This window comes from Mesorhizobium sp. M0830, from assembly GCF_040319965.1.
Classification (GTDB): Bacteria; Pseudomonadota; Alphaproteobacteria; order Rhizobiales; family Rhizobiaceae; genus Mesorhizobium.
In genome coordinates, this window is the sequence record NZ_JAMYOR010000051.1 from 18,397 (window position 1) to 41,670 (window position 23,274).

Consider the following 23,274-nt stretch of genomic DNA (forward strand, 5'->3'; position numbering starts at 1 on the left):
GGCGAAACCGCGATGCTTTAGCTGTCGGCCGGAAACCGCCGCCGGTAGTGATCGACCACCTCGGGATTGCGCAGGTTAATCGGCAATTTGCCCGCCAGCACCAGCAAGGCTTCGCCCGCCGCGCCAACGCCCATCCGCATCATCGACTCCTCGGTGATGCCAGCCATATGCGGAGTGATGATGACATTGTCGAAGCCGAAATAAGGATGATTTGACGGCAGCGGCTGCGTCGAAAACACGTCGAGCGCAGCACCGCCGATGCAGCGCTTCTGCAAGGCTTCGATCAGCGCGTCGTCGTCGATGACCGGTCCGCGCGACACGTTGATCAGCAGCGCATGCGGTTTCATGCGGGCAATCCGCTCGCTGTTGATCAGGCCGCGCGTCTCCGGTGTCAGCGGGCAGCACAGAACGATGATGTCGCTTTGCTCGACCAGGGCGTCGATCGACAGGAAGCCGACTTTCTCCGGCGCCGGCTGCATGCTGCGCGTCGTTGCCACCACCTTCAGGTCGAAGCCGTGCGCGGCGATATGGCCGACAGCCTGGCCAACGGCACCAAGGCCGACGATGCCGATCGTCTTGCCGGCGAGTTCGCCGTTGGAATTGGCGTGCTCGCGGCCGGCGAGCCAGCCTTTTGTCCGCAGGTCGCGGTCGACGACGCGGAAGTTGCGTAGCAAGGCAAGGGCCGCGAACATGACGTGTTCCGCCACCGAGCGCGCGTTGACCGCCGGCACGTTCGCCACCAGCACGCCGGCGGCGGTTGCAGCTTCCATCGGGATCATGTCGAGCCCGGCGCCATGGCGGATCGCCGCTCGCAGCTTCCAGGCGCCCTCGAACAGCGCCGGCGGCAGCGGCGCGCGGACGATGACGATGTCGGCATTCCTCGCCTCGGCGGCCAGCGTGGCTGGATCGATGGCAGAAGCGACGACGAGTTCGCCGGCGCCGGCCAGCATGGCCGAGGCGCGCTGATGTAGCGGGTGTGTCGTGAGGATGCGGGCCATGTCGATCAGGCTTTTTCGAGCGCCGGGCTTTGCGGTTCCTCGCCATGGCCCTCGATCAGGCCCTTCCAATAGCTCTCGGCGCCCTGCAGATGGGCGCTCATCAGCGCCTGGGCGAGATTGCCGTCGCGGCGCAGCAGCGCCTCATAGATCTGGATGTGCTCGGCATGCGAGCGCACGCTGCGCTCCAGGTCGTTGAAATAGATTGGCAGGCGCTGTTCGCCCATCATGTAATAGACGCTGCAGACATTGTGGAAGACGCTGTTCTTGGTGGCGCGCACGATCTCGAGGTGGAATTCGCGGTCCTCCTTGGCGAGGCCTTCGCCGGCCGCGATGCGCTTTTCCGAGGCTTTCAGGATTTCGCGCAGTCGCTCGAAATTCTCCTCGGTGGCGCGCGAACAGGCAAGCTCGGCTGCCTTGATCTCGTGGATCTTGCGCAGTTCGACCGTCTCGTAGATCTGGATCGGGTCGAGCGGCAGGCCCGCGCGGGCAAAAAGCGCCATGGCTTCGACGCTGGCCTGCTTGGTGTCGATATAAATGCCGGACTTGGCGCGGCGCTCGACGATGCGCATGGCTTCGAGGATGGCGAGCGCCTCGCGGATCTGGCCGCGGCTGACGCCGAAATGCTCCGCCAGTTCGCGTTCGGACGGTGTTCGGCCGGTCTCCTTGTCCGAATGGGAGAACAGATAGGCGGCGAGTTCCGCGAGAAGGTTTTTTTCTTTCATCGTCAATCGCGTTGCGCGTGCGCCTCCAGGAATCGCTCCGAAATCGTGAATCCCAGACCCGGCTTTTCGGGGATCGCTATCATACCGTCCTTGGCTTCGACAGTCTCCTCGATCAGATCGTGGATCATCGGGTTGGCGCCGAGCGAATATTCGACAGTGAAACTCGACGGCGAGGCAGCGCAGACATGCAGCCCGGCGAAGAAGCAGGGCGCGCCTGCCCACAGATGGGGCGCAAAGCGCAGGTTGAAGGCACTGGCGATGGTGCCGATCTTCATCGCCTCGCTGATGCCGCCGCAGAATGCAGGGTCGGGCTGGAAGATGTCGGCGGCCTTGAGCATGGCGAGGTCGCGGAAAGCATAGCGGGTGGCTTCGCTTTCGCCGGTTGCGATCGGAACGGCGCCCGATGCCCGCACTTCGGCCATGCCGGGCTTGTCATCGGCAATGACGGGCTCCTCGAACCAGGCGAGGTCGAGGTCGTTGACGAGGTGGATGAAGCGCTTGGCTTCGGCCACCGTGTAGGTGCCATGCGCGTCGACCATCAACTCGATATCGGGGCCGAGCGCCTGCCGTGCGGCATGGACACGGGCGGCAGACACGTGTGCTGCGCCGTCCATGGCACCAACCCGCATCTTCAGCGCCTTGAAACCGCCTCTGGCGATATAGGATTTCAACTGCTCGCCGATAGCGTCGGTGGCCGCCCAGCCGCCTGACGCGTAGGCCGGCATGCGGTCGAGCTTGCGGCCACCCAGCAGCCGCCAAACTGGAACCCCGAGCGATTTGCCCAGGATGTCCCACAGCGCGATGTCGACGGCACTGATGGCGGCGATGCTCATGCCGCGCCGCGCCAGTTGCGGCATGGCGTGGCCGGCTCGCGCGGCGCTGTCGTGACGCACGCCATTGTAGAGCATCTCCCAGATGACGCCGATGTCGGCCGGATCGCGGCCGATCAATTGCGGCCCGACCTCATGGTTCAGTATGTGGACCAGGGCGCCATAGCTGCCGGCGCTGCCGGCGGCGTTCTTGCCTTCACCCCAGCCGACCACCCCGTCATCAGTCTCGATGCGCAGGATGGCGGCGTCGAAGGTCGTCACCTGGCCGAAATCGCTGCGGTGTTGCCGAGCGGCTTCGATCGGGATGCGGACCCACCAGGCTTGGACGATCTTGATGCGCATATTCTTCCCCAGCCCTGCCGCCGGTCAGGGCGAAAGAGCAATTTTCCCAGAGGCAGTCCGCTACTTGATCAGCGGCAGCAACGTTTCGGCGGTGATGCGCATCTGGTCGGTGTAGAACTTTTCCGTCAGCACGCTGGAGCCGTGGTCCTGGATGAACTTCAGCTGCTCGGGCGAGATATCGACCGGGTGGCGCTCGACCATGTCGGGATAAGGTGCGGCCGGCGTCCGGTCGACGGGCGCAACGAACTCGTTGGTCAGCGCGCCGTCGTAACCGATCTCCCTCAGCGTGGCGACGATCTTCGGCCAGTCGATCTGGCCAAGGCCGGCGGCAAAGCGGTTGTTGTCGGCGACATGGAAGTCGAACAGGCGCTTGCCGACCTGGCGGATCGCGTCGTGAACGTTAAACTCCTCCATATGGATGTGGTAGGCGTCGAGGCAGACGCCGCATTCGGGGCTGACCTCGTCGGCCAGCGCGAGCGCCTGGGCGCCGCGATTGAACAGATAGGTTTCGAAGCGGTTGAGGGGTTCGACCGCAATCTTGACCCCGACCTTCTTGGCGTGGGTGAAGCATTCACGGGTGGCGTCGACAACCCACTTCCATTCCTCTTCCTCTGTGCCGTCAGGCACGACCTTGCCGACTGTCGCCGGAACCAGCGTGATGATCTCGCCGTCGAGTTCGCTGACCATCGTCAGCACGTCCTTGACATACTGGACGGAGCGCTCGCGCTGGCCCTGGTTCCTGGCGGCGAGATTGCGCTCGCCCAACATCAAGGTCACCGCACCCCAGCAGCGGATGCCATGCTCCTTCAGCAGTGCCCGGGTCTCCTCTGTCTTGTACTGCTCCGGCTCGCCGGAAATCTCGATCGACTCATAGCCGAATTTCTTGATGCGCTTGAGCGTCGTCTCCAATGGTTCCGCGCGCATCCAGTTGTGCGTCGAAAGGTGCATAGTCTGTCCTTCCCAAAAAATCGCCTGCAACATGCATCGCTAAAGGCGACGCAAGGGTTCCTCCCAGGCCATCCCCAGCAATTTCCTACAAACTGGTTCGACCAATTGGGCCTAAAACGAGGTCTACAGCAATTTCTTCTGGACGGCAAGAAGTGTGGTAGTGCTACCTCAGGTCCAGATTATTTCATTGATTACATTGATGTATATGCTGCCGCTTTCAACACCCGGAGGGGCTCCAAGGCGCATCGCGAGGCTTGACCAAATTCCCGCTTTTGGTAATACCAGAATTGTGGCGTACACAATGCGCCGATGTGTAGAGACCAAAGTGGCTGGCCCTGCTTCCAATCGGCGCTATGCTCGGTCGCGAGACAAATGAGGAGAATGCCGATGCCGACGACAATGAAGGGCCCGGGACTGTTTCTGGCGCAGTTCGCGGGCGATGCCGCGCCATTCAATTCACTGGCATCGATCACCAAATGGGCGGCCGGTCTCGGCTACAAGGGCGTACAGATCCCGACCTGGGACGCGCGGCTGTTCGATCTCGAGAAGGCGGCCTCTTCCAAGACCTATTGCGACGAAGTCAAGGGCATCTGCGTGGACGCCGGCGTCGAGATCACCGAACTGTCGACGCATCTGCAGGGGCAATTGGTGGCGGTGCATCCGGCCTATGATGCGCAGTTCGACGGTTTTGCACCGGCTTCGGTGCACAACAATCCGAAAGCGCGGCAGGAATGGGCGGTCGAACAGATGAAGTTCGGCGCCAAGGCCTCGAAGAACCTCGCCCTCAAGGCCTCGGTGAGCTTCTCCGGAGCGTTGGCCTTTCCCTACCTCTACCCCTGGCCGCAGCGTCCGGCCGGGCTGATCGAGGAAGCCTTCGCCGAACTCGGCAAGCGCTGGAAGCCGATCCTCGATGTCTATGAAGACAATGGCGTCGATGTCGGCTACGAAATCCATCCCGGCGAGGATGTCTTCGACGGGGCGACCTTCGAGATGTTCCTCGACGCGGTCGGCGGCCACAAACGCTGCAATATCAATTACGATCCGTCGCACTTCCTGCTGCAGCAACTCGACTATCTCGAATTCATCGACATCTATCACGAGCGCATCAAGGCGTTCCACGTCAAGGACGCCGAGTTCAATCCGACCGGCCGGCAAGGCGTTTATTCCGGCTATCAGAGTTGGACCAACCGAGCCGGCCGCTTCCGTTCGCTGGGTGATGGACAGGTGGATTTCGGCGGCATCTTTTCCAAGCTGACGCAGTACAATTATGATTCCTGGGCGGTGCTCGAGTGGGAGTGCTGTCTGAAGCATCCGGAAGACGGCGCGGCCGAGGGTGCGCCCTTCATCCAGCATCACATCATCCGGGTGACGGAAAAGGCATTCGACGATTTCGCCGGTAGCGCTACGGACAAGAAAGTGCTGCGCGGCATGATGGGAATTTAACGCTAATTTCCTCCCCCTTGAGGGGAGGGTGGCCCGAAGGGCCGGGTGGGGTCGGTCCATGCCGCGCTCTACGCCCGGCAAACCCCACCCGATCCGCTACGCGGATCGACCTCCCCTCAAGGGGAGGTGAGCAACAGCCAAGGAGAAAGACATGGTCGGCGCATCGAAGTCGGAAGCGGGAGGCGGCCCGATCCGCTATGGCATGGTCGGTGGCGGGCAAGGCGCCTTCATTGGCGCGGTGCACCGGATCGCGGCGCGCCTGGACAATGATTTCGTGCTGGTCGCCGGCGCTTTGTCATCCGACCCGGCGCGTGCAAAAGCCTCGGCCGCTGAACTCGGGCTCGACCCCGATCGCAGCTATGCGTCCTATGCCGAGATGGCCAAAGCCGAAGCCAAGCGGTCCGACGGCATCGAGGCGGTGGCCATCGTCACCCCGAACAATGTGCATGTGCCGGCGGCCAAGGTCTTCCTTGAGGCCGGTATCCACGTCATCTGCGATAAACCGCTGGCAACGACGCTGGCCGAAGCCAAGAAGCTGGCGGCGATAGTCGAGAAGACCGGCAAGGTGTTCGTGCTCACCCATAACTATACCGCCTATCCGATGATCCGGCAGGCGCGCGAGATGGTGGCCAAGGGCGTGCTCGGCGACATTCGCATCGTGCAGTCCGAATATCCGCAGGACTGGCTGACCGAGGACTTGGCCGCCACTGGCCAGAAGCAGGCGTCGTGGCGCGGCGACCCGAAACAGGCAGGTGCCGGCGGTGCGCTGGGCGACATCGGCACGCATGCCTACAATCTCGCCCGCTTCGTTTCCGGGCTGGAGCTGGATTCCCTTTCAGCCGATCTCGATGCCTTCGTGCCGGGACGGCTGCTCGACGACAACGTCAACGTCATGCTGCGCTTCAAGCCCGCGGGCAAGACGCATCCGGCCAAGGGTATGATCTGGGCAAGCCAGGTGGCGCCGGGCCATGAGAACGGGCTGAAGCTGCGCATCTATGGCTCCAAGGGCGGGCTGGAATGGGTGCAGGCCGACCCGAACTATCTCTGGTACACGCCGTTCGGCCAGCCCAAGCAGCTGCTCACCCGCAATGGCGCCGGCTCGTTGCCGGTGGCGGGCCGGGTCAGCCGCGTGCCGTCAGGCCATCCCGAGGGCTATCTCGAAGGTTTCGCCAACATCTACCAGGAGGCCGCACGCGCCATCCGCGCCGCCCGCAAGAAAGGCGGCAAGCCGGCAAAGGACGTCGTCTTCCCGACCATTCACGACGGTGTCGAAGGCATGGCTTTCATCGAGGCCTGTGTGAAGTCGTCGAAGAAGAATGGGGCGTGGACGAAACTCTAAATAAAAATCAGGGGGATCCAAGGGGAGGGGGCGTCGATGAAAATCGGCATGTGCATGTTCTTGTGGACGACGGCTGTGTCGAAGAAACACGAGCCGTTGCTCAGGGATATCAAGGCAACCGGCTTCGATGGCGTCGAGATACCGATCTTCGCCGGCACGCCCGACGACTACAAAAAACTCGGCGATCTGCTCGACCGCATCGGACTGGAGCGGACCGCGGTTTCAGCGATGGGCGATCCGGCGATGAATTTGATCGCGGCCGATGCGGCAACGCGCAAGGCCGGTGTCGATTATATGAAATGGGCGATCGACTGCGCCGATGCGCTTGGCGCGAATACGCTAAGCGGCCCGCTGCATTCGACGCTCGGCGCCTTTTCCGGCTCAGGGCCGACGGCCGCAGAGAAGAAGCGCTCCGTCGCCTCGCAGCGCGCTATCGGCGACCATGCCGGCAAGAAGAGAGTCACCATCGGACTCGAGGCGCTGAACCGCTTCGAATGCTATCTCCTCAACACGATGGCTGACCTGTCGGAGCATATCGACGCCATCGACCGGCCGCATATCAAGGCGATGTACGACACCTTCCACGCCAATATCGAGGAGGCCGATCCGATCGGCGCCTATACAAAACACCGCCGGAATGTCGTGCACATCCACATTTCCGAGAACGACCGCGGCGTGCCAGGGCGCGGCCATATTCCCTGGAAGGAAACTTTTTCCGCCATCCGCAAGAGCGGCTATGACGACTGGCTGACGATCGAGGCGTTCGGGCGTTCGCTGAAGGACCTGGCGGCAGCAACCAAGGTGTGGCGCGATTTTTCCGAAACGCCGGAAGCGGTCTATCGCGATGGGTACAAGCATATCAGGAACGGGTGGAAGAGGGCGGTTTAGGCGCCCTGATCGGGCGATAGTCACGCGAAGAAGACCTGCTTCGGCGACCCTAGGCGCGAGGCGAGACGATGATTGCGCCGAGTCCATTCGATTTGCGTTCGCGGCGGTTGCCACGTGGTTCCCCCACTCCGTCTCGGCTTCGCCGAGCCACCTCTCCCCCCTCCGGAGGGAGAGGAAAGAAAGAAAGCATGGTGGCGCGGGGAAAAGAAGAATGCCTCGGCCTTGGAGGACGGGTGCCGACTCGGATAGCCTTGCGCCCTTCCTCTACCCCGTCGATCGGGGGAGAGGTGTCGAGCGCAGCTCGAGGGAGTGGGGGTCGACCCTTTGGCGCCGGGCGAGACGATGCTTGCGCTTCTGCGTCACAAGACTACCCCTGCTCGGCCTGAAGCCTGTTGTAGTCGTGGATGGTTTGGCTCAGCCGGCGGCGCAGGAAGTTGGATATGTTGTCGAAGATGAAGACGACGAGCAGGATCAGCAGCACCATGTAGAAGACGTTGGCCCAGTTGGAGTTGGTGCGCATCGCTTCCCACAGTTTCAGGCCGATGCCACCGGCACCGACGGCCCCGATGATCGTGGCGCCGCGGGTGTTGGATTCCCACTGGTAGAGCGTCTGGCTGATGAACACCGGAACCACTTCCGGCAGCACGCCGTAGCGCTGCACCAGAAGGCCATTGGCGCCGGTCGAGACGACGCCCTCGCGCGGTTTGTCGTCGATGTTCTCCAGCGCCTCGGAATAGGTTTTGCCGAGCGTGCCGATTTCGGTGAAGAAGATCGCCGCGCTGCCCGCCAGCGGTCCCGGCCCGAAGGCGCGGGTGAAGAACAGCGCCCAGATCAGCATGTCGATGGAGCGCATGAAGTCGAAGAAGCGCTTGAGCACCTGGTTGACCAGCCGGCTGGGCGTGATGTTGCGGGCGGCGAAGAAGGCCAGCGGAAAGGCGACGATGCCGCCAAGCAGGGTGCCGAGAAAAGCCATGACGATGGTCTGTAAGAGTTTCGTCCAGACGTCGCCATGCTGCCACTGGGCGTTGTTCCAGATGTTGTCGCCGGCCAGCGCTAGGTTGGACGTGCCCGGCTTGAGTTCCGGCCCTGAGACGATCAGCGAGGCGACTTCGCCTGCCGATTTGCCGAAGAACGGCGAGCGCGTATCGAAGACGAAGTTTGCCCAACCTAGAAAACGCTTGCGTATCCTGACGCGATCAGCAGCGACGCGGGCCTCGCCGGCAAAGCCCATGTCGGCGACGACCTCATCCTCATGCGCGGTGATCCAGCCGGGAACCGATCCGGAGATCAGCGGCTTGCCGCTGCCTAGCGCGACAAGCACGGTTTCGCCGTTGGCAATGATCGTCGCTTGCGTCTTGGTGAAGGTGATCGATTTGGCGGCGCCGTCGATCAGGATCGTCACCGAACCATCGGCATTGGTCTTGACCCAGTCCGGATTGGGATTCGGGCCGAGCACCGAGAAGCGTGGGTATTTGGCGGTGATCTGCGGCTCATCGAGGCGGAAGATCGGCTGCACGTCGTAGCTGATCCACTGGGTCAGGAACAGCGGCAGGCGCTCCCAATGCGATTCCCGCATCACTTGCGGCAGGTTGAAGAACCACAGTGCGTAGAGGAGGTAGAAAAAGATGCCACCAAGCAACAGCAGCGGCCCGAAGCGTTTTTGGAACGGCCGCTTGAACACCTGCGGAAAGCGTTCCTCGATCGACTGGATTTCATCGGCGGTCATCGTCGTCATTCACGGGCTCATAGCAAAAGCCTGCTCGCCGACCAGCTTGCGGCGCAGCCAGGCGGAGAACTGGTCGACGATGAAGATCGTCGTGAACAGGAGCAGCACCAGGGCTATCGTCTTGGCGCCGAAGCCGCGCGATATCGACAGCTTCAGTTCCTCGCCGATGCCGCCGCCGCCGACGGCGCCCATGATGGTGGAAATGCGGACGTTTATTTCAACACGCAGCAGCGTGTAGGACATGAAGTTGGGCAGCACCTGCGGCAGGCCGGCAAAGCGCACCCGCTCGAACCAATTGGCGCCGACGGCTCGCAGGCCTTCCTCGGCGCGCATGTCGATGTTCTCGTTTATCTCGTAGAACAGCTTGCCCAGCGCGCCGATCGAATGCAGGCCGATGGCGATGATGGCGGCGATCGGTCCGATCGAGACGATGGCCGCGAACAGGCCGGCGATGACGATTTCGGGAAAGGCGCGCAGCAATTCCATGAAGCGCTTGACGATCAGCCGCAGCACCGGATGCGGCGTCAGGTTGCGCGCCGCGATGAAGGAAAACGGCACGGCAAAGACGAAGCCGATGAACGTCGAGACCAACGCCACGTTGAGCGTGGTCAGCATCAGCTCGAAATATTCAGGGATGTAGAAGCTGCCCCAGACATAGGCGCGGCCAAGCGGAAAGTTGAATTCCTGGGTACCGGTGTCGTGTGGGGAAGCGATGTCGAACATTGCCCGCCAGACATCGCTCCAGTCCTTGGGGACGAGCCAGCTCAGGAAATCCAGCAAATGTGGCAGCCGGTCGAAGAAATGCCCGGCATTGGCCTCGTCGGCGAACCACATGGTGCCGCCGAGCGCGACAACGAGCAGGCCGACGCCGATGGCGGTGTAGAGCCGGCGCAAGGACGTCTGGCGACGCCAGGCGTCGGCCATCTGGTGAGTGGCGCCGGAAGGGACTGTCACGGAATGGGTCATGATCGGAGATGCAAAAAGGGCGGTGTTCTGAACACCGCCCTTCCTAATTTTGCCGTTAGCCGCCGATGGCTGCCTTACGGGCTTCGACGATGACGTTGTAGAAGTCTGCCTTCACTGGAGCGTAGCCGGTAAAGTCGCCACCTTCGATGCCTTCGAAGCAGGCCTTGTCCTTCTTGGGCAGCTGCGTGAAGAAGTCAGTGAGCTTGGCGGTCATTTCGTTGCCGAGCGCGGTGCGCACGACCAGCGGGCCGTTCGGGATCAGGCCCGAGCGCCAGACTTCGACGAAGTCGTTGGGGTCGACGGCGCCCTTGGCGACTTCCTTGTGGAAGGTGCCGGAGGTGTAGCCGTCCTTGAAGTCGCCAATGCCGGACGAATCGTCCACTGCCACGTCGACCTTGCCGTCACGCACGGCCAGAACGTTGTTCTCGTGGCCGCCATTGAACTGGGTCGAAGCGAAGAAGGTCTCGTTCGAAGCGCCGGTGTCCTTCGGAATCTGGGTCAGCGGGATTAGATAGCCGGAGGTCGAATCCGGATCGGCATAACCAAGCTTCTTGCCCTTGGCCGACTTGATGTCGGTGATGCCGGAGGATTTCAGGGCGAGGCCGATCGAATAGTAGCCTGTGGCGCCGTCGGTCTGCTGGGTGGTGAGGATCGGGGTGACTGCCTTCGGGTCCTTGAGAGCGACGCTGGCATAGCCGGAAGCGCCGAGCTCGGCGAAGTCGAGCGTGCCACCGAGCAGGCCCTGGATCACGCCATCATAATCGGCGGCGGGGAACAGCGAGACCTTTTCGAAGCCGAATTCGGTCTTCAAGTGGTCGGCGAGGCACTGGTAGTTGCGCAGCCGGTCGGTTTCGTTTTCGCCGCCGAGAATGCCGACGCGAAATTCCTTCATGTCGGCCGCATGGGCCATGCTGGTCGCCATGGCGAGCACCGAAACGGCGCCAAAAACCATCTTTCTGGACATCTGTAATCTCTCCTGTAGGTTCCGGCCCCGCGCCGGCAGCGTTCTTGAGTTTGACTGGCGCCCTTGACGTGGGCTGGCGATCCCAACCGCTCTCAATACCCCGGGAATGCCGGTTCGAGCGGTCCGGCGGATGCGGCGATCTTTCGGCTGAAGGCAACGCTGGTCGAAGTAATGGCCTCTGAGATTTCCTGGCCATTGTTGTCTGCGCCGTAGACGAGGCGCACGGCTTCGCGGTTGAGCTCTTCCGGCGGCCCGTCGAAGACGACCTTGCCGGCGGCCATGCCGATGATACGGTTGCAGTAGGTGCGGGCGGTGTCCAGCGTGTGCAGATTGGTGACGACAGTGATGCCTTCGCGCAAATTGATGTCCTGCAGCGAATCCATCACCACCTTGGCGTTGAGCGGGTCGAGCGAAGCGATCGGCTCGTCGGCGAGGATCACCCTGGGCTGCTGCATCATGGCACGGGCAATGGCGACACGCTGCTGTTGTCCACCCGACAAGGTGCCGGCGGGCTGAAGTGCTGTACGGGCGATGTCGAGCCGCTCCAGGGCGGCGACGGCCTCGGCGCATTCGGCGCGGGAGAACATGCCGAACAGGTTTGACATGGTCGAACGGTGGTTCAGCTTGCCGAGCAGCACATTGGTCAGCACGTCGAGGCGCGGCACCAGGTTGAACTGCTGGAAGATCATGGCGCAGTCGCGCTGCCAGCGCCGCAGCGGCGAGCCGCGCAACTGCGAGACTTCGGCGCCGTCAAAGAAAATCGACCCCTGGCTGGGATCGATGAGACGGTTGATCATGCGAAGAAGGGTTGATTTGCCGGCACCGGAACGGCCGATAATGCCAACCATCTGACCCTGCGGGATCGCGATGTTGATGTCGCTGACGGCGGTGTTCTTGCCAAATCGTCGGGTGACACCGCGGATTTCGAGCGTGGCAGAGTTTGCTGACATGGGGCAGGTTCCAGTCCGGACCATATTGATCGTCAGGCACTCGCCTAACGCAGCCACATGAACCTGCCGTGTCGCGGTGATGTCAGTTTTGTTACGCTCCACAGGTGTGGAGTTGCGGCCGGCCCAGGACCAGCAATTCCTCGAAGTGCTCCATGTCCCGGAAGCTGCAGAAGGCCGGAGCTTTGATTTCGATCACGGGAGCCTGCTGCTCGAAAAGCTTGAGAGAGTCATCGAACAGGTCCCGCCATGCGGCTGCCCATGATGATGATGTGAAGAACTATCCTTCGTATTTTTCCAGGAAGGCCTCGGCCGATAGTTCCCGGAAATCGTCGAGCGAAGCGCGCAGCCTGGCATGATCCCAGTCCCACCAGGCAAGCGCCTGATAACGTTCGGCGGTGCGGCGGTCGAAGCGCTCACGGATCGGTTTTGCCGGCACGCCGGCGACGATGGTGTAGGGGGCGACATCCTTCGAGACGACAGCGCCGGCGCCGACCGCAGCACCATCGCCGACGGTGACGCCGGGCAGGATGGTCGAGCCATGACCGAGCCAGGTGTCGTGGCCGATGGTGACGCGCCTGGCGCGGCGCTGGGCGAAGAATTCGCTCTCATGTTCGGCGTCGTCCCAATAGTCCGAAGCGCGATAGGTGAAATGGTGCAGCGTCGGCCGCCAGGTCGGGTGGTTGGTGGCGTTGATGCGCACGCTCGCCGCGATGTTGGAAAACTTGCCGATCGTGGCGCACCAGACAGCGCAATCCTGCATCATGTAGGAATAGTCGCCGAGTTCGCTCTCCAACACCCGGCTGCGGTCGGCGATCTCGGTCCAGCGGCCGAGGGTGGAGTTCTGGACGTCCGCCGTGGGGTGGACCAGCGGGGTCTCAGACAATTTCCTGGTCATGCGGCGATTTTTCCGGGAGCGAAAGCGGTGACGTCGATGATGCGGTCGGCAACCGCCTCGCGCACGTCGTGGTCGTGGAAGATGCCAAGCAGGGCGACATCAGCCGCCTTCTTGGCGGCGATGAGTTCGATCACGACGTCGCGGTTCCTGGCATCGAGCGAAGCGGTCGGTTCGTCGAGCAGCAGGATCGGGTGCTCGGTGATGAAGCCGCGCGCGATGTTGACGCGCTGCTGCTCGCCGCCGGAGAAGGTCGCCGGCGGCAATGCCCAAAGTTTCTCCGGGAGGTTGAGCTGCGCCAGCAAGGTGCGTGCCTTGTCGCGTGCAATTTTGCGGTCTTCGCCGCGTTCGACCAGCGGTTCGGCGACGACATCGAGCGCCGAGACGCGCGGCACGGTGCGCAGGAACTGGCTGACATAGCCGATCGTTTGCCGGCGCACGGCAAGCACGGTGCGCGGGCTGGCGGTGGCAAGGTCGATCAGCCCGTCGTCGTGCGTGACGATGATCTGGCCTTCATCGACGGCATAGTTGCCGTAGAGCATCTTGAGGATCGAGCTCTTGCCGGCACCGGATGGGCCGCCAAGCACGGTGCATTCGCCGGCCCTGATCGAGAACGAGACTCCGGCGACGACAGGCAATTTGATGCCGTCGCGCAGATGCATGGTGAAGCTCTTGGCGACGTCCGAGACAACGAGGGGGGTGGCCATCAGAAGGTCCTCCAATCATCGTTCGTTTGCGGGCCAGCACCCCCCTCTGGCCAATGCAATTGCACGTGCGGAATAAAGGTGAAATCTCGAAGCGGGTGGTTGCGAGGTGTCGGCGCGAGGCACCCCCCTCTGTCCTGCCGGACATCTCCCCCGCAAGGGTGGAGATTGGCAGTTTCACCCGCAGCGCTTTTCTTGCAGCCTTGGTAATTGGTGAAAGCAGCAGGGACAGCCGATCTCCCTCCTTGCGGGGGAGATGGCCGGCAGGCCAGAGGGGGGTGCCTCGCGCCAAGGTTTCGCGAACACGCGCTTTGAGACTTCATCGTCAAACCTGCAGAATCGAGGAAACGAGCAACTGGGTGTAGGGCGCGCGCGGGTCGTCGAGCACGCGGTCGGTGAGACCGCTTTCGACGACGCGGCCGTCCTTCATCACCATCATGCGCTGCGACAACAGCCGCGCTACCGCGAGATCATGGGTGACGACGATGGCCGCGAGACCAAGATCGGTGACCAGACCGCGCAGCAGGTCGAGCAGGCGCGCCTGGACCGAGACGTCGAGGCCGCCGGTCGGCTCGTCCATGAACACCAGCCGTGGGCCGGTGACGAGATTGCGGGCGATCTGCAGGCGCTGGCGCATGCCGCCGGAGAAGGCGCGCGGCTCGTCGTCGATGCGGTCCTCGTCGATCTCGACGCGCGATAGCCAGTCGACCGCGGTGGCGCGGATCCTGCCGTAATGGCGATCGCCGACAGCCATCAGCCGCTCGCCGACATTGGCGCCGGCCGACACCGTCATGCGCAGGCCGTCAGCGGGGTTCTGGTGAACAAAACCCCAGTCGGTGCGCATCAGGAAGCGGCGCTCGGCCTCGCTCATGCGATAAAGCTCGCGGAACTGGCCGTCGCGCATGCGGTAGCTGGCGGTCCCGGAACTCGGCAGCAGCCGCGTCGATAGGCAGTTGAGCAGCGTCGTCTTGCCGGAACCGGACTCGCCGACGACAGCCAGGACTTCGCCCGGCCACAGGTCGAAGGAGACGTTGTCGCAGCCGACGCGCGAGCCGTAGAATTTGGAGAGCGCCGAGACGCGCAGCAGCGGTTCGTCGGTCATTGCTTCTCCTTACCCTCCCCGTTGTGGGGAGAGTCGGCGCGCAGCGCCGGGGTGGGGGTTGAGTGGAGCGTGGATTGGTCAAGCCCCCCACCCGCGCCTTCGGCGCGACCTCCCCATAAGGGGGAGGTAGGGGCGTTGCGTCGCTTCTCGCAGTGGTCGGTGTCGGAGCAGACGAACATGTGGCCGCCATGGTCGTCGAGGATGACCTCGTCGAGATAGACATTCTCGGCTGCGCACAGCGCGCAGGGCTGGTCGAAGGTCTGCACCTCGAACGGATGATCCTCGAAGTCGAGGCTGACCACTTCGGTGAAGGGCGGCACCGCATAGATGCGCTTTTCGCGGCCGGCGCCGAACAGTTGCAGGGCGGGCGAGCGGTGCATCTTGGGATTGTCGAACTTAGGCGTCGGCGACGGGTCCATCACATAGCGGCCCTCGACCTTGACCGGATAGGCATAGGTGGTGGCGATGCGGCCGTGCTTGGCGATGTCCTCATAGAGCTTGACATGCATGAGGCCGTATTCCTCCAGCGCATGCATCTTGCGCGTTTCGGTCTCTCGCGGTTCAAGGAAGCGCAGCGGCTCGGGGATAGGCACCTGATAGACCAGCACCTGGCCTGCCGTCAGCGGATGCTCGGGGATGCGGTGGCGGGTCTGGATGATGGTGGCGCTGGCTGTGTCGGTGGTCACCGCGACATTGGCGACCTTCTTGAAGAAGGCGCGGATCGAGACGGCATTGGTGGTGTCGTCGGCGCCCTGGTCGATCACTTTCAGCACATCGTCGGGACCGATGATCGAAGCGGTGACCTGCACGCCGCCGGTGCCCCAGCCATAGGGCATCGGCATTTCGCGCGAGGCGAACGGCACCTGATAGCCGGGGATGGCGATGCCCTTGAGGATCGCGCGGCGGATCATCCGCTTGGTCTGTTCGTCGAGATAGGCGAAGTTGTAGGTGGCGATGTCGGTCATTGCGCGACTTTCAGTCCCTTGGCGTAGCGTGCCAGCCGCTCCGCGAGCGTGCCTGTGTGCAGTTCGAACATGTGGTTGTCGTCGTCGTAGAAATAGATCGAGCGGCCTTCACCCTCGACGCGTGGGCGCGGCGGGCGCGTGTCGAGGCCAAGCGCTTTGACGCGCTCGGCGTAGCGGTCGAAATCGGCGTCATCGATCTTGAAGGCGATGTGGTTGTAGCTGCGTTCCGGCAAGGGATCGCCCTCCATGATGGCGGCCCAGATGTCGCCGATCAGGAAGAACTTTTCGCGCGACAGCGAGAACTGTTCGGCACCGCTGGCATAGACCTCTCGGGCGTCGAGTATGCCCTCGAGGATCTCGGTCATCCGGTCGAGATCGCGGACGATAAAGGTCATGTGGGAGAGGCCTTCGATCATTCCGCAGCCTCCCGCTTCTCTTCGGCCTTCGTAGGGTTTTCGCGGGCGTCGTATTCGGCACGCATGCGGCGCACGAGGTCGAGTTCGGCCTGAAAGTCGACATAGTGCGGCAGCTTCAGATGTTCGACGAAGCCGGTCGCCTGAACGTTGTCGGAATGCGAGATGACGAACTCCTCATCCTGGGCAGCAGCGACGACATCCTCGCCCAACTCGCTGGCGCGCAGCGCCCGGTCGCAGAGCGCCATCGCCATCGCCTTGCGCTCGCTCTGGCCGAAGACGAGGCCGTAGCCGCGGGTGAATTGCGGCGGCGCCTTGGCCGAACCCTTGAACTGGTTGACCATCTGGCATTCGGTGATGCGCACAGTGCCGAGCGGGACAGCAAAAGGCAGTTCGGGCACGTCGAGTTCCAGCTCGACCTCGCCGATGCGGATTTCGCCGACAAAGGGATGATTGCGGGCATAGCCGCGCTGTGTGGAATAGCCGAGCGCCAGCAGGAAGCCCTCGTCGCCGCGCGACAGCGCCTGCAGGCGGATGTCGCGCGCCATCGGGAACTCCAGCGGCTCGCGGGTGATGTCGCCGGGGACGTGATCCTGCGGCATGTCGCCGTCCGGTTCGATCAGGCCTTCGCGGGCAAGGATGGCCGAGACGCGCGGCATGGCTTGCGCTTCGGTCTCGCGCTGCAGCGGCTCGGCGACGTCGGCGCCGGCGGCAAGCTCGGGATCGAGCAGCCGGTGGGTGTAGTCGAAGGTCGGGCCGAGCAACTGGCCGCCAGGCAGGTCCTTGTAAGTCGCCGACACGCGCCGCTCGACCAGCATGGTGGCGGTGTCGATAGGCTTGGTGTAGCCGAAGCGCGGCAGCGTGGTGCGATAGGCGCGTACCAGGAAGATTGCCTCGATCATGTCGCCGCGCGCCTGGACGATGGCGAGTGCCGCCAGTTCCCGGTCGTAGAGCGAGCCTTCGCTCATCACCCGGTCGACGCCGAGCGCCAGCTGCTCGACGATCTGGTCGAGGCGAAGTGCGGGCACAGAACGGTCGCCGCGCCGGCGGTCGGCAAGCAGGGTGTGGGCATTGGCAATGGCGGCTTCGCCGCCTTTTACCGCGACATACATATTACGCCTCCATCGTCTTGATGCGCGTCGTGCGCGGCAGGCAGGCAATGCCATCAGTGGTGGCGAGGATGATGTCGACACCGCGCGGAAAACGCTTGATATTCTGCTTCCACTGCTCGACGAAATGACGCGGCATCTGCGCCGGCGCGATCGTGGCGCTGGTTTCGATGCCGGGACCTTCGAGCGACAGAGGCGTGCCGGAGACGAGATCGCTGACCTGCAGGACCAATGTGGTCGAACGGTCGGGATAGTCCTGCGTGCCTTGCGAAAAACCGTCGAGCGCCATCATCTCGGCCGGGGCTGCGATCAACGCGAAATGCGCATCGGCCGGCGTGTTGGCCAATGGCGCGCCGGTGTGGAAACCAAGCCAGGATTTGATGGCAGGGGAAGCCTGTAAAGCCGGGTCGAGCCAGAGCGGGGTGTCATTGTCGCAAAGCGCCAGCGCAATGGCACCGGCGGTCGCCGACAGCGGCGCCGGCGGACGGGCAAAGGCGGGCAACGGCTGCACGCTGCCAGGCCGCGCCATCGCCTCCATGACAGCGCGGAACACGGTCTGTGCGTTGAAGACCGGATCGGCGAAGCCGCCCTCGATCGATTGCGATGCGATGTCCATCAGTCTTCTCCGCGTACCATGGTGAAGAAATCCACCTTCGTTGCCGCCGTCTCGGCGCGGCGGCGTTCATGCGCCGTGGTCAGGGCCGACCGCAGAGGCGCTATCAGCCCGGTCTCGACCTCGGCGCGGCGGGCCGGGTCCTGCCACAGTGCGTCGGCGATGGCCGCCAGCTTCGCCTTCTGCTTGTCGCGGCCAAGCGCATAGCAATGGCCGACCTGTCCGGACGGCAGCCGGACGGTGGCGCGGGTGACGGTCGCCTCGCCGACATTGAAGGGCGCGCCCCCACCGCCGATGCGGCCGCGTACGGTGACCAGGCCGGTTTCGGGGCCGCGCAGCAGTTCTGCGTCCGAAGGCAGTCCGGCCTCGTTCCAGAGCCGAACGATGTCGTCGCCGCCGGATTGCGCCAGGGTTGCCATGGCGGCCTTGCGTTCGGCTTGATCGCGGGCTTCCTGTCCTCGCATCAGCAACATTCCTCTTCGCCAAATTTGTCTATTGATATAGACAACTATACAAATTATACCTATTATCTAGCGCGAGTCCATGACGGGTGGATGACAAGCACTTGAAGACTGGGGGCAATCAATGGTCGGGCGGCTGGCAGCGGACAGCATCGAGCGGCGCAGCGGCGTCTCGCTGTGGCGGCAGATCGCCGAGAAGATCCTGCAGGCGATCGCCGTCGGCGATTTCGCAGAAAGCGCCGCGCTGCCGCCGGAGATGGCACTGGCTGAGCGCTATGGCGTCAACCGCCACACCGTGCGCAGCGCCATATCGGCCCTTGTGCAGGAAGGGGTGCTGCGGGCCGAGCAGGGGCGCGGCACCTTCGTGCTGTCGCGCAGGCGGCTGTCCTATCCCATCGGTGCGCGCACACGCTTTTCAACGGGCCTGCAAGGGCAGACATCGGAACGGCATATCGTCCTGCTGGCGTCCTCGGTCGAGCCGGCCAGCCAGCGCGTCGCCGAGGGGCTGGGGCTCGCCAAGGGAGCCGATGTGATCCGCCTGGAAACGCGCGGCGAAGCCGACGGACGGCCTGTGTCGCGCGCTGCCGGCTGGTTCGATGCCCGGCGCTTTGCCGGTATCGATGCTGCAATGGCGGAGACCGGCTCGATCACCGCATCGCTCGCCCGGTTCGGCATCGACGACTATCTCAGGCAATCGACCGTGCTATCGGCGCGCCACGCCGATGCGGCGGACCTTGCAGACCTCGACCTGCAACCGGGCGCCATCGTGCTGGTTACAGTCGCTGTCAACGTCACGCCGGATGGCCAGCCGATCCAGTTTTCCGAGTCCAGGTTTCCGGCAGAACGGGTGGAGCTGAAGCTCTCGGCGCTGTAGGGAGTGCCGGCCTTATGCGAGACCGTGACTTCTGACTCGCGCTGATCGGTCGCGCGCTCCCCTGTCAGCGGCTTGGCGTTTGAGGACCGCCTTCCCCCACTCCGTCTCGGCTTCGCCGAGCCACCTCTCCCCCCTCCGGAGGGAGAGGAAGGAGCCCGCTGGCGGCGGGAGAAGGAGGGAGTCTGGTTGAGGAGCGTTGGCCGCAATAGGCTCGCACCTTCCTCTACCCCGTCGATCGGGGGAGAGGTGGCTCGGCGAAGCCGAGACGGAGTGGGGGTCGATCTGCGCGGGGCGTCGTCAATTCGGGCCGGGTTCACCGCCTGCTAAGTTATGCTCCCACCTCGATCACAGCCTTGATCAGTCCTGATTTCTCATGCGCCCAGCGGGACAGATCGTGTGGCGTGCCGGAAAGCGTGGTGCGGTGGGTGACGAGTTTTGCCAGCGGAACGGCGCCGTTGCGGATCGAGGCGGCGACATGGTCGAAATCGGCGCGCAACGCATTGCGGCTGCCGATCAATGTCATTTCACGTTTGTGGAATTCCGGATCGGAAAAGCTGATGTCGTCCTTGACGACGCTGACCAGCACCAATGTTCCGCCATGCGCGACATGGGCGAAAGCCGACCGCACCGACTGGGTGTTGCCGGTGGCGTCGAAGACCACATCGAAGCCTTCGCCAGAGGTTGCCTCCCTGACCAGATCTGGCACCGCGCCGCGCGAGCCGTCGAGGGTCTGGAACCCAAGCTCATTCTCGGCGAAGGCGAGCCTTTCACTGCTCATGTCGAGCAATGTCACGTCGAGGCCGGCGATGCGAGCGAAGATGGCGGTGCCGAGCCCGATCGGGCCGGCGCCGATGACCAGTGTGCGTGCGCCGGTTTCGGCCTTGGCACGCCGCACGGCATGTGCGCCGATGGCCAGGAACTCGACGGCGGCGGCGTCGGCCAACGACAGGCCGTTGGCAGGATAGAGATTTTGCGCCGGCACCAGGATGCGTTCGCACATGGCTCCGTCGCGATGCACCCCGAGCACTTCGATGCTGACGCAGCAATTCGGCTTGCCGTGCCGGCAGGCGATGCACTTGCCGCAGGAAAGATAGGGGTTGATGACGACCGGTTCGCCAACGGCCAGTTCGACACCTTCCCCGGGTTCCACCACGGTACCCGATACTTCATGGCCCATGATGCGGGGATAGGCGAGGAACGGGTGCTTGCCCTCGAAGATGTGATAGTCGGTGCCGCAGATGCCGACATGGCTGACGGACACCAGCGCCCAGCCGGGAGGCGGCGCGCCGGGGGCCGGACGGTCTTCCAGGATAAGATCGCCGGGCGAACGGCAGACGACGGCCTTCATGCTTCAATCCAGTCGGTAATGAATCGCCGGCCCGTCGATTGTGACGGGCCAGCGATTGATCGAGGGTTTACTTGCCGCGGCGGCGCAGCCCGTCGAAGTAGACGATGATGATGATCAGCGCGCCGGTGATGATGCGCTGCCAGAACGAGTTGACGTTGAGCAGGTTGGCGCCATTGTTGATGGTGGCCAGGATAAAGGCGCCAAGCAGCGGTCCGTGCACCGAGCCGACGGCACCGAACAGCGAGGTGCCGCCGATGACCGACGAGGCGATCGCCTGCAGCTCCCAGCCCTCAGCCTGGGTCGGATTACCGATGCCGATGCGGGCGGCCAGCAGCACGCCGACGAAAGCCGCGCAGAGGCCGGACAGCGTGTAGGCCATGTAGATGGTTCGCTGGACATTGACGCCGGACAGGCGCGAGGCCTCGGCGTTAGAGCCGACCGAGAACAGATACCGGCCCCAGCGGCTGTGATGCAGGAAGATATAGGCCGGAATGCCGACCAGGATCACCATCCAGAACAGGTTGGGGATGCCGATGAAGGAACTGCGCGAGAAGGCGGTGAAGGTGTCGCTGTTGATATTGATCGAATTGCCGTTGGTCATCAAAAGGCCGATGCCGCGCAGCGAGGTCAGCGTCGCCAACGTGATGATGAACGGCGGCAAGCCCATCTTGACGATGCCGAAGCCGTGAAACATGCCGATGGCAACACCGACCAGCAGCGTCACCAGAATGGCGAGCCAGATCGGGAAGCCGGCATTGATCATCATGGCGGCGACGACGGTGGCGAAGCCGACCACGGCGCCGACGGACAGGTCGATGCCGCCGGTGATGATGACGAAAGTCTGGCCGACCGCCATGATGGCGATCATCGAACCCTGCCGCAGCAGGTTGGCGATGTTATTGGAAGAGGCGAAGCTCGGCGTCGCGACCGACAGGACGATCCAGAGCAGAACCAGCAACGCCAGAAGCGTCAGCCCGAACAGGACATTGTAGTTCCGTTTCGGCTTTTCGACAGCAATCGCCTCGGTGCTCATATCTGTCCTCCCTGCTTTTCTTGTTTCTCGGCGAGCGCCTGCGTGAGAATGTCCTCGTGGCTGGCGCCGCGAAAACCATGAGTTGCCACCAGTTTGCCGCGCCGGAACACATGCAGCGTATCGGCCAGCTCGTAGACTTCCGGCAGATAGGACGAGATCAGGATGATGCCGGCGCCTTTCGACAGCAGCGCGCCGAACAACCGGTAGATCTCGGCCTTGGTGCCGACATCGACGCCGACTGTCGGTTCGTCGAAGATGAACAGCTTGGCGCCGTGCGCCAGCCATTTGCCGATGACGATCTTCTGCTGGTTGCCGCCCGACAGGCTGGACGCCAGAGCGCCGCGCGTCGGTGTCTTGATGCGCAGATCGGCGATCTGGCGATCGGCCTGCGTCTTTTCCTGCGCACTCGAGATCAGCAGATTGTTCGAGATGCGCTTGTAGATCGGCAGGTTGAGATTGAGGCCGACCGGCAGGTTGAGGCAGAGGCCCTGGTCGCGGCGGCTTTCCGGCGCCAGCGCCATGCCGAGCTTGATCGCGTCATGCTCGGATTTGACCTGAACCTCCTTGCCTTCCCAGAGAATCTGGCCGGCCGATTTGCGGTGGCGGCCATAAAGTGTCGTGACGAACTCGCTGCGCCCGGCGCCGATCAGGCCATAGAGCCCGACGATCTCGCCGGCGCGAACCGTCATCGAGACATTTTCAAACCCTTTGCCGGACAGGTTCCGCGCTTCGATGATCGCGGCGCCCGGCGTGAAATGCTCCTTGTGGTAGACCTGCTCGATAGAGCGGTTGATCATCATCTTGACCAGCTCGGCATCGTTGGTCTCAGCGATGTTGCGGGTGCCGACCAGCATGCCGTCGCGCAGCACGGAAACACGATCGGCGAGTTCGAACACTTCCTCCATGCGGTGGCTGATGTAGATGATCGTCACGCCTTCGCCCTTCAGCCGGCGGATCAGGGTGAAAAGCTGGTCGGCCTCCTTGCGGGTGAGGTAGGCGGTCGGCTCGTCGAAGATCAGGAATTTGGTACCGCGCACGGTGGCGCGGGCCGCTGCAATCAGCTGTTGCTGGCCGATGGTCAGGTCGCCCAGCGTGACATGCGCCGGCAGGTCGAAGCCGAGATCGTCGATGATCTTCTGCGCTTGCCTGACCATGGCGCGCTGCTGCAGGATGCCGAAGCGCGAATTCTCTTCGCCGAGGAACATGTTGGCGGCGACCGTCAGGTGACGGCACAGCACGACCTCCTGGTGCACGGCATTGATGCCGAGCGCCATCGCCTCATGCGGCGTCGCCAGGGCAGCCGGCTGGCCTTCCCAGATGACCTCTCCGGAGGTGCGCGGCATGACGCCGGTCAAAAGCTTGATGAGGGTCGACTTGCCGGCGCCGTTCTCGCCGACGATGGCGTGGATCTCGCCGGACTTGAAGGCGAGGTTGACCGGCTTGAGCGCGTGGGTGCCGGGATAACGCTTCTCCAGCCCGCGCAATTCGAGGATGGTCCTGCCAGGCTCCAGCACAGGGGCCGGATGCAGTTCCTGCGCCGTCGATGTCATGACAATCCTCCCAGATTGGCCTCCCAGATTGGCCTCACGATTGGCACGCGGCGAGGCAAGGATATGCCGCGAAGACAGCCTAGCTCAGGCTCGT

The 23,274-nt window shown here is 63.3% G+C and carries 22 protein-coding genes and 1 pseudogene; 4 read left to right on the plus strand and 19 right to left on the minus strand.

Going from position 1 to position 23,274, the window contains the following annotated elements:
* Nucleotides 1–17: 17 nt before the first annotated feature.
* The 4 genes from NKI20_RS24915 to NKI20_RS24930 are packed head-to-tail and all read right to left on the minus strand — an operon-like array spanning nucleotide 18 to nucleotide 3,840.
* On the minus strand, nucleotides 18–998 hold the full coding sequence (locus NKI20_RS24915) for a hydroxyacid dehydrogenase (protein WP_352835321.1): 981 nt from the start codon (nucleotides 996–998) through the stop codon (nucleotides 18–20).
* A gap of 5 nt (nucleotides 999–1,003) precedes the next feature.
* The gene (locus NKI20_RS24920; RefSeq protein ID WP_352604500.1) at nucleotides 1,004–1,720 is read right to left on the minus strand and encodes a FadR/GntR family transcriptional regulator; all 717 of its coding nucleotides are present in this window, start codon (nucleotides 1,718–1,720) and stop codon (nucleotides 1,004–1,006) included.
* A 2-nt stretch (nucleotides 1,721–1,722) separates the two neighbouring features.
* Nucleotides 1,723–2,892: a mandelate racemase/muconate lactonizing enzyme family protein gene (locus tag NKI20_RS24925; RefSeq protein WP_352604502.1), complete on the minus strand. Its 1,170-nt coding sequence runs from the start codon at nucleotides 2,890–2,892 to the stop codon at nucleotides 1,723–1,725.
* Between the two features lie 60 nt (nucleotides 2,893–2,952).
* The gene (locus NKI20_RS24930) at nucleotides 2,953–3,840 is read right to left on the minus strand and encodes a sugar phosphate isomerase/epimerase family protein (protein WP_352835324.1); all 888 of its coding nucleotides are present in this window, start codon (nucleotides 3,838–3,840) and stop codon (nucleotides 2,953–2,955) included.
* Between the two features lie 387 nt (nucleotides 3,841–4,227).
* On the opposite strand from NKI20_RS24930, the gene NKI20_RS24935 reads away from it, so the two are divergent.
* The 3 genes from NKI20_RS24935 to NKI20_RS24945 all read left to right on the plus strand — a co-directional run bounded on the left by NKI20_RS24935 (nucleotide 4,228) and on the right by NKI20_RS24945 (nucleotide 7,510).
* Nucleotides 4,228–5,283, plus strand: coding sequence for a sugar phosphate isomerase/epimerase family protein (locus tag NKI20_RS24935; RefSeq protein WP_352835327.1), 1,056 nt, complete (start codon nucleotides 4,228–4,230; stop codon nucleotides 5,281–5,283).
* 151 nt (nucleotides 5,284–5,434) lie between these two features.
* The gene (locus NKI20_RS24940) at nucleotides 5,435–6,622 is read left to right on the plus strand and encodes a Gfo/Idh/MocA family protein (protein ID WP_352835329.1); all 1,188 of its coding nucleotides are present in this window, start codon (nucleotides 5,435–5,437) and stop codon (nucleotides 6,620–6,622) included.
* Between the two features lie 36 nt (nucleotides 6,623–6,658).
* Complete coding sequence (locus NKI20_RS24945) at nucleotides 6,659–7,510, plus strand: sugar phosphate isomerase/epimerase family protein (RefSeq protein ID WP_352835332.1); 852 nt, start codon at nucleotides 6,659–6,661, stop codon at nucleotides 7,508–7,510.
* A 367-nt stretch (nucleotides 7,511–7,877) separates the two neighbouring features.
* On the opposite strand, the gene phnE (NKI20_RS24950) is transcribed toward NKI20_RS24945, so the two are convergent.
* The 12 genes and pseudogenes from phnE (NKI20_RS24950) to phnG form a co-directional block, all read right to left on the minus strand.
* A complete protein-coding gene (gene phnE / locus NKI20_RS24950; RefSeq protein ID WP_352835334.1) occupies nucleotides 7,878–9,245 on the minus strand; it encodes a phosphonate ABC transporter, permease protein PhnE in 1,368 nt (455 codons plus the stop codon).
* Complete coding sequence (gene phnE, locus NKI20_RS24955; protein WP_352835336.1) at nucleotides 9,246–10,202, minus strand: phosphonate ABC transporter, permease protein PhnE; 957 nt, start codon at nucleotides 10,200–10,202, stop codon at nucleotides 9,246–9,248.
* Between the two features lie 55 nt (nucleotides 10,203–10,257).
* On the minus strand, nucleotides 10,258–11,166 hold the full coding sequence (gene phnD / locus NKI20_RS24960) for a phosphonate ABC transporter substrate-binding protein (protein ID WP_352835338.1): 909 nt from the start codon (nucleotides 11,164–11,166) through the stop codon (nucleotides 10,258–10,260).
* Nucleotides 11,167–11,258: 92 nt separating this feature from the next.
* Complete coding sequence (phnC, locus tag NKI20_RS24965; RefSeq protein WP_352835341.1) at nucleotides 11,259–12,116, minus strand: phosphonate ABC transporter ATP-binding protein; 858 nt, start codon at nucleotides 12,114–12,116, stop codon at nucleotides 11,259–11,261.
* A gap of 277 nt (nucleotides 12,117–12,393) precedes the next feature.
* Nucleotides 12,394–13,011, minus strand: coding sequence for a DapH/DapD/GlmU-related protein (locus NKI20_RS24970; protein ID WP_352835344.1), 618 nt, complete (start codon nucleotides 13,009–13,011; stop codon nucleotides 12,394–12,396).
* Nucleotides 13,008–13,715, minus strand: a complete 708-nt coding sequence (gene phnL, locus NKI20_RS24975; RefSeq protein WP_352835347.1) for a phosphonate C-P lyase system protein PhnL — start codon at nucleotides 13,713–13,715, stop codon at nucleotides 13,008–13,010. Before phnL ends, NKI20_RS24970 begins: the two co-directional genes overlap by 4 nt.
* A gap of 322 nt (nucleotides 13,716–14,037) precedes the next feature.
* A complete protein-coding gene (phnK, locus tag NKI20_RS24980; protein WP_127259763.1) occupies nucleotides 14,038–14,814 on the minus strand; it encodes a phosphonate C-P lyase system protein PhnK in 777 nt (258 codons plus the stop codon).
* A 137-nt stretch (nucleotides 14,815–14,951) separates the two neighbouring features.
* Nucleotides 14,952–15,779, minus strand: a pseudogene (locus NKI20_RS24985) (alpha-D-ribose 1-methylphosphonate 5-phosphate C-P-lyase PhnJ); the annotation flags it as partial.
* A complete protein-coding gene (gene fosX / locus NKI20_RS24990; RefSeq protein ID WP_352835351.1) occupies nucleotides 15,776–16,195 on the minus strand; it encodes a FosX/FosE/FosI family fosfomycin resistance hydrolase in 420 nt (139 codons plus the stop codon). The gene fosX and the pseudogene NKI20_RS24985, both read right to left, overlap by 4 nt.
* The gene (locus NKI20_RS24995; RefSeq protein ID WP_352835354.1) at nucleotides 16,192–17,304 is read right to left on the minus strand and encodes a carbon-phosphorus lyase complex subunit; all 1,113 of its coding nucleotides are present in this window, start codon (nucleotides 17,302–17,304) and stop codon (nucleotides 16,192–16,194) included. The genes fosX and NKI20_RS24995 overlap by 4 nt, the downstream gene beginning before the upstream one ends.
* Before the next feature lies 1 nt (nucleotide 17,305).
* Nucleotides 17,306–17,917, minus strand: a complete 612-nt coding sequence (gene phnH, locus NKI20_RS25000; protein WP_352835356.1) for a phosphonate C-P lyase system protein PhnH — start codon at nucleotides 17,915–17,917, stop codon at nucleotides 17,306–17,308.
* The gene (phnG, locus tag NKI20_RS25005) at nucleotides 17,917–18,378 is read right to left on the minus strand and encodes a phosphonate C-P lyase system protein PhnG (RefSeq protein WP_352608749.1); all 462 of its coding nucleotides are present in this window, start codon (nucleotides 18,376–18,378) and stop codon (nucleotides 17,917–17,919) included. The genes phnH and phnG overlap by 1 nt, the downstream gene beginning before the upstream one ends.
* Before the next feature lie 121 nt (nucleotides 18,379–18,499).
* Here phnG and phnF point away from each other — a divergent pair, with 121 nt between their 5' ends.
* Nucleotides 18,500–19,249, plus strand: a complete 750-nt coding sequence (gene phnF / locus NKI20_RS25010; protein ID WP_352835358.1) for a phosphonate metabolism transcriptional regulator PhnF — start codon at nucleotides 18,500–18,502, stop codon at nucleotides 19,247–19,249.
* 328 nt (nucleotides 19,250–19,577) lie between these two features.
* On the opposite strand, the gene NKI20_RS25015 is transcribed toward phnF, so the two are convergent.
* The 3 genes from NKI20_RS25015 to NKI20_RS25025 form a co-directional block, all read right to left on the minus strand.
* Complete coding sequence (locus tag NKI20_RS25015; protein WP_352835361.1) at nucleotides 19,578–20,597, minus strand: zinc-binding alcohol dehydrogenase family protein; 1,020 nt, start codon at nucleotides 20,595–20,597, stop codon at nucleotides 19,578–19,580.
* A gap of 67 nt (nucleotides 20,598–20,664) precedes the next feature.
* The gene (locus tag NKI20_RS25020) at nucleotides 20,665–21,630 is read right to left on the minus strand and encodes an ABC transporter permease (protein WP_023760803.1); all 966 of its coding nucleotides are present in this window, start codon (nucleotides 21,628–21,630) and stop codon (nucleotides 20,665–20,667) included.
* A complete protein-coding gene (locus NKI20_RS25025; RefSeq protein ID WP_352835364.1) occupies nucleotides 21,627–23,180 on the minus strand; it encodes a sugar ABC transporter ATP-binding protein in 1,554 nt (517 codons plus the stop codon). Before NKI20_RS25025 ends, NKI20_RS25020 begins: the two co-directional genes overlap by 4 nt.
* Nucleotides 23,181–23,274 lie beyond the last annotated feature (94 nt).

Bases quoted from the DNA above. Each gene is read 5' to 3' on its own strand.
- NKI20_RS24915 (WP_352835321.1), bottom strand. From the start codon at position 998: ATGGCCCGCATCCTCACGACACACCCGCTACATCAGCGCGCCTCGGCC.
- NKI20_RS24920 (WP_352604500.1), bottom strand. From the start codon at position 1,720: ATGAAAGAAAAAAACCTTCTCGCGGAACTCGCCGCCTATCTGTTCTCC.
- NKI20_RS24925 (WP_352604502.1), bottom strand. From the start codon at position 2,892: ATGCGCATCAAGATCGTCCAAGCCTGGTGGGTCCGCATCCCGATCGAA.
- NKI20_RS24930 (WP_352835324.1), bottom strand. From the start codon at position 3,840: ATGCACCTTTCGACGCACAACTGGATGCGCGCGGAACCATTGGAGACG.
- NKI20_RS24935 (WP_352835327.1), top strand. From the start codon at position 4,228: ATGCCGACGACAATGAAGGGCCCGGGACTGTTTCTGGCGCAGTTCGCG.
- NKI20_RS24940 (WP_352835329.1), top strand. From the start codon at position 5,435: ATGGTCGGCGCATCGAAGTCGGAAGCGGGAGGCGGCCCGATCCGCTAT.
- NKI20_RS24945 (WP_352835332.1), top strand. From the start codon at position 6,659: ATGAAAATCGGCATGTGCATGTTCTTGTGGACGACGGCTGTGTCGAAG.
- phnE (WP_352835334.1), bottom strand. From the start codon at position 9,245: ATGACGACGATGACCGCCGATGAAATCCAGTCGATCGAGGAACGCTTT.
- phnE (WP_352835336.1), bottom strand. From the start codon at position 10,202: ATGACCCATTCCGTGACAGTCCCTTCCGGCGCCACTCACCAGATGGCC.
- phnD (WP_352835338.1), bottom strand. From the start codon at position 11,166: ATGTCCAGAAAGATGGTTTTTGGCGCCGTTTCGGTGCTCGCCATGGCG.
- phnC (WP_352835341.1), bottom strand. From the start codon at position 12,116: ATGTCAGCAAACTCTGCCACGCTCGAAATCCGCGGTGTCACCCGACGA.
- NKI20_RS24970 (WP_352835344.1), bottom strand. From the start codon at position 13,011: ATGACCAGGAAATTGTCTGAGACCCCGCTGGTCCACCCCACGGCGGAC.
- phnL (WP_352835347.1), bottom strand. From the start codon at position 13,715: ATGGCCACCCCCCTCGTTGTCTCGGACGTCGCCAAGAGCTTCACCATG.
- phnK (WP_127259763.1), bottom strand. From the start codon at position 14,814: ATGACCGACGAACCGCTGCTGCGCGTCTCGGCGCTCTCCAAATTCTAC.
- fosX (WP_352835351.1), bottom strand. From the start codon at position 16,195: ATGATCGAAGGCCTCTCCCACATGACCTTTATCGTCCGCGATCTCGAC.
- NKI20_RS24995 (WP_352835354.1), bottom strand. From the start codon at position 17,304: ATGTATGTCGCGGTAAAAGGCGGCGAAGCCGCCATTGCCAATGCCCAC.
- phnH (WP_352835356.1), bottom strand. From the start codon at position 17,917: ATGGACATCGCATCGCAATCGATCGAGGGCGGCTTCGCCGATCCGGTC.
- phnG (WP_352608749.1), bottom strand. From the start codon at position 18,378: ATGCGAGGACAGGAAGCCCGCGATCAAGCCGAACGCAAGGCCGCCATG.
- phnF (WP_352835358.1), top strand. From the start codon at position 18,500: ATGGTCGGGCGGCTGGCAGCGGACAGCATCGAGCGGCGCAGCGGCGTC.
- NKI20_RS25015 (WP_352835361.1), bottom strand. From the start codon at position 20,597: ATGAAGGCCGTCGTCTGCCGTTCGCCCGGCGATCTTATCCTGGAAGAC.
- NKI20_RS25020 (WP_023760803.1), bottom strand. From the start codon at position 21,630: ATGAGCACCGAGGCGATTGCTGTCGAAAAGCCGAAACGGAACTACAAT.
- NKI20_RS25025 (WP_352835364.1), bottom strand. From the start codon at position 23,180: ATGACATCGACGGCGCAGGAACTGCATCCGGCCCCTGTGCTGGAGCCT.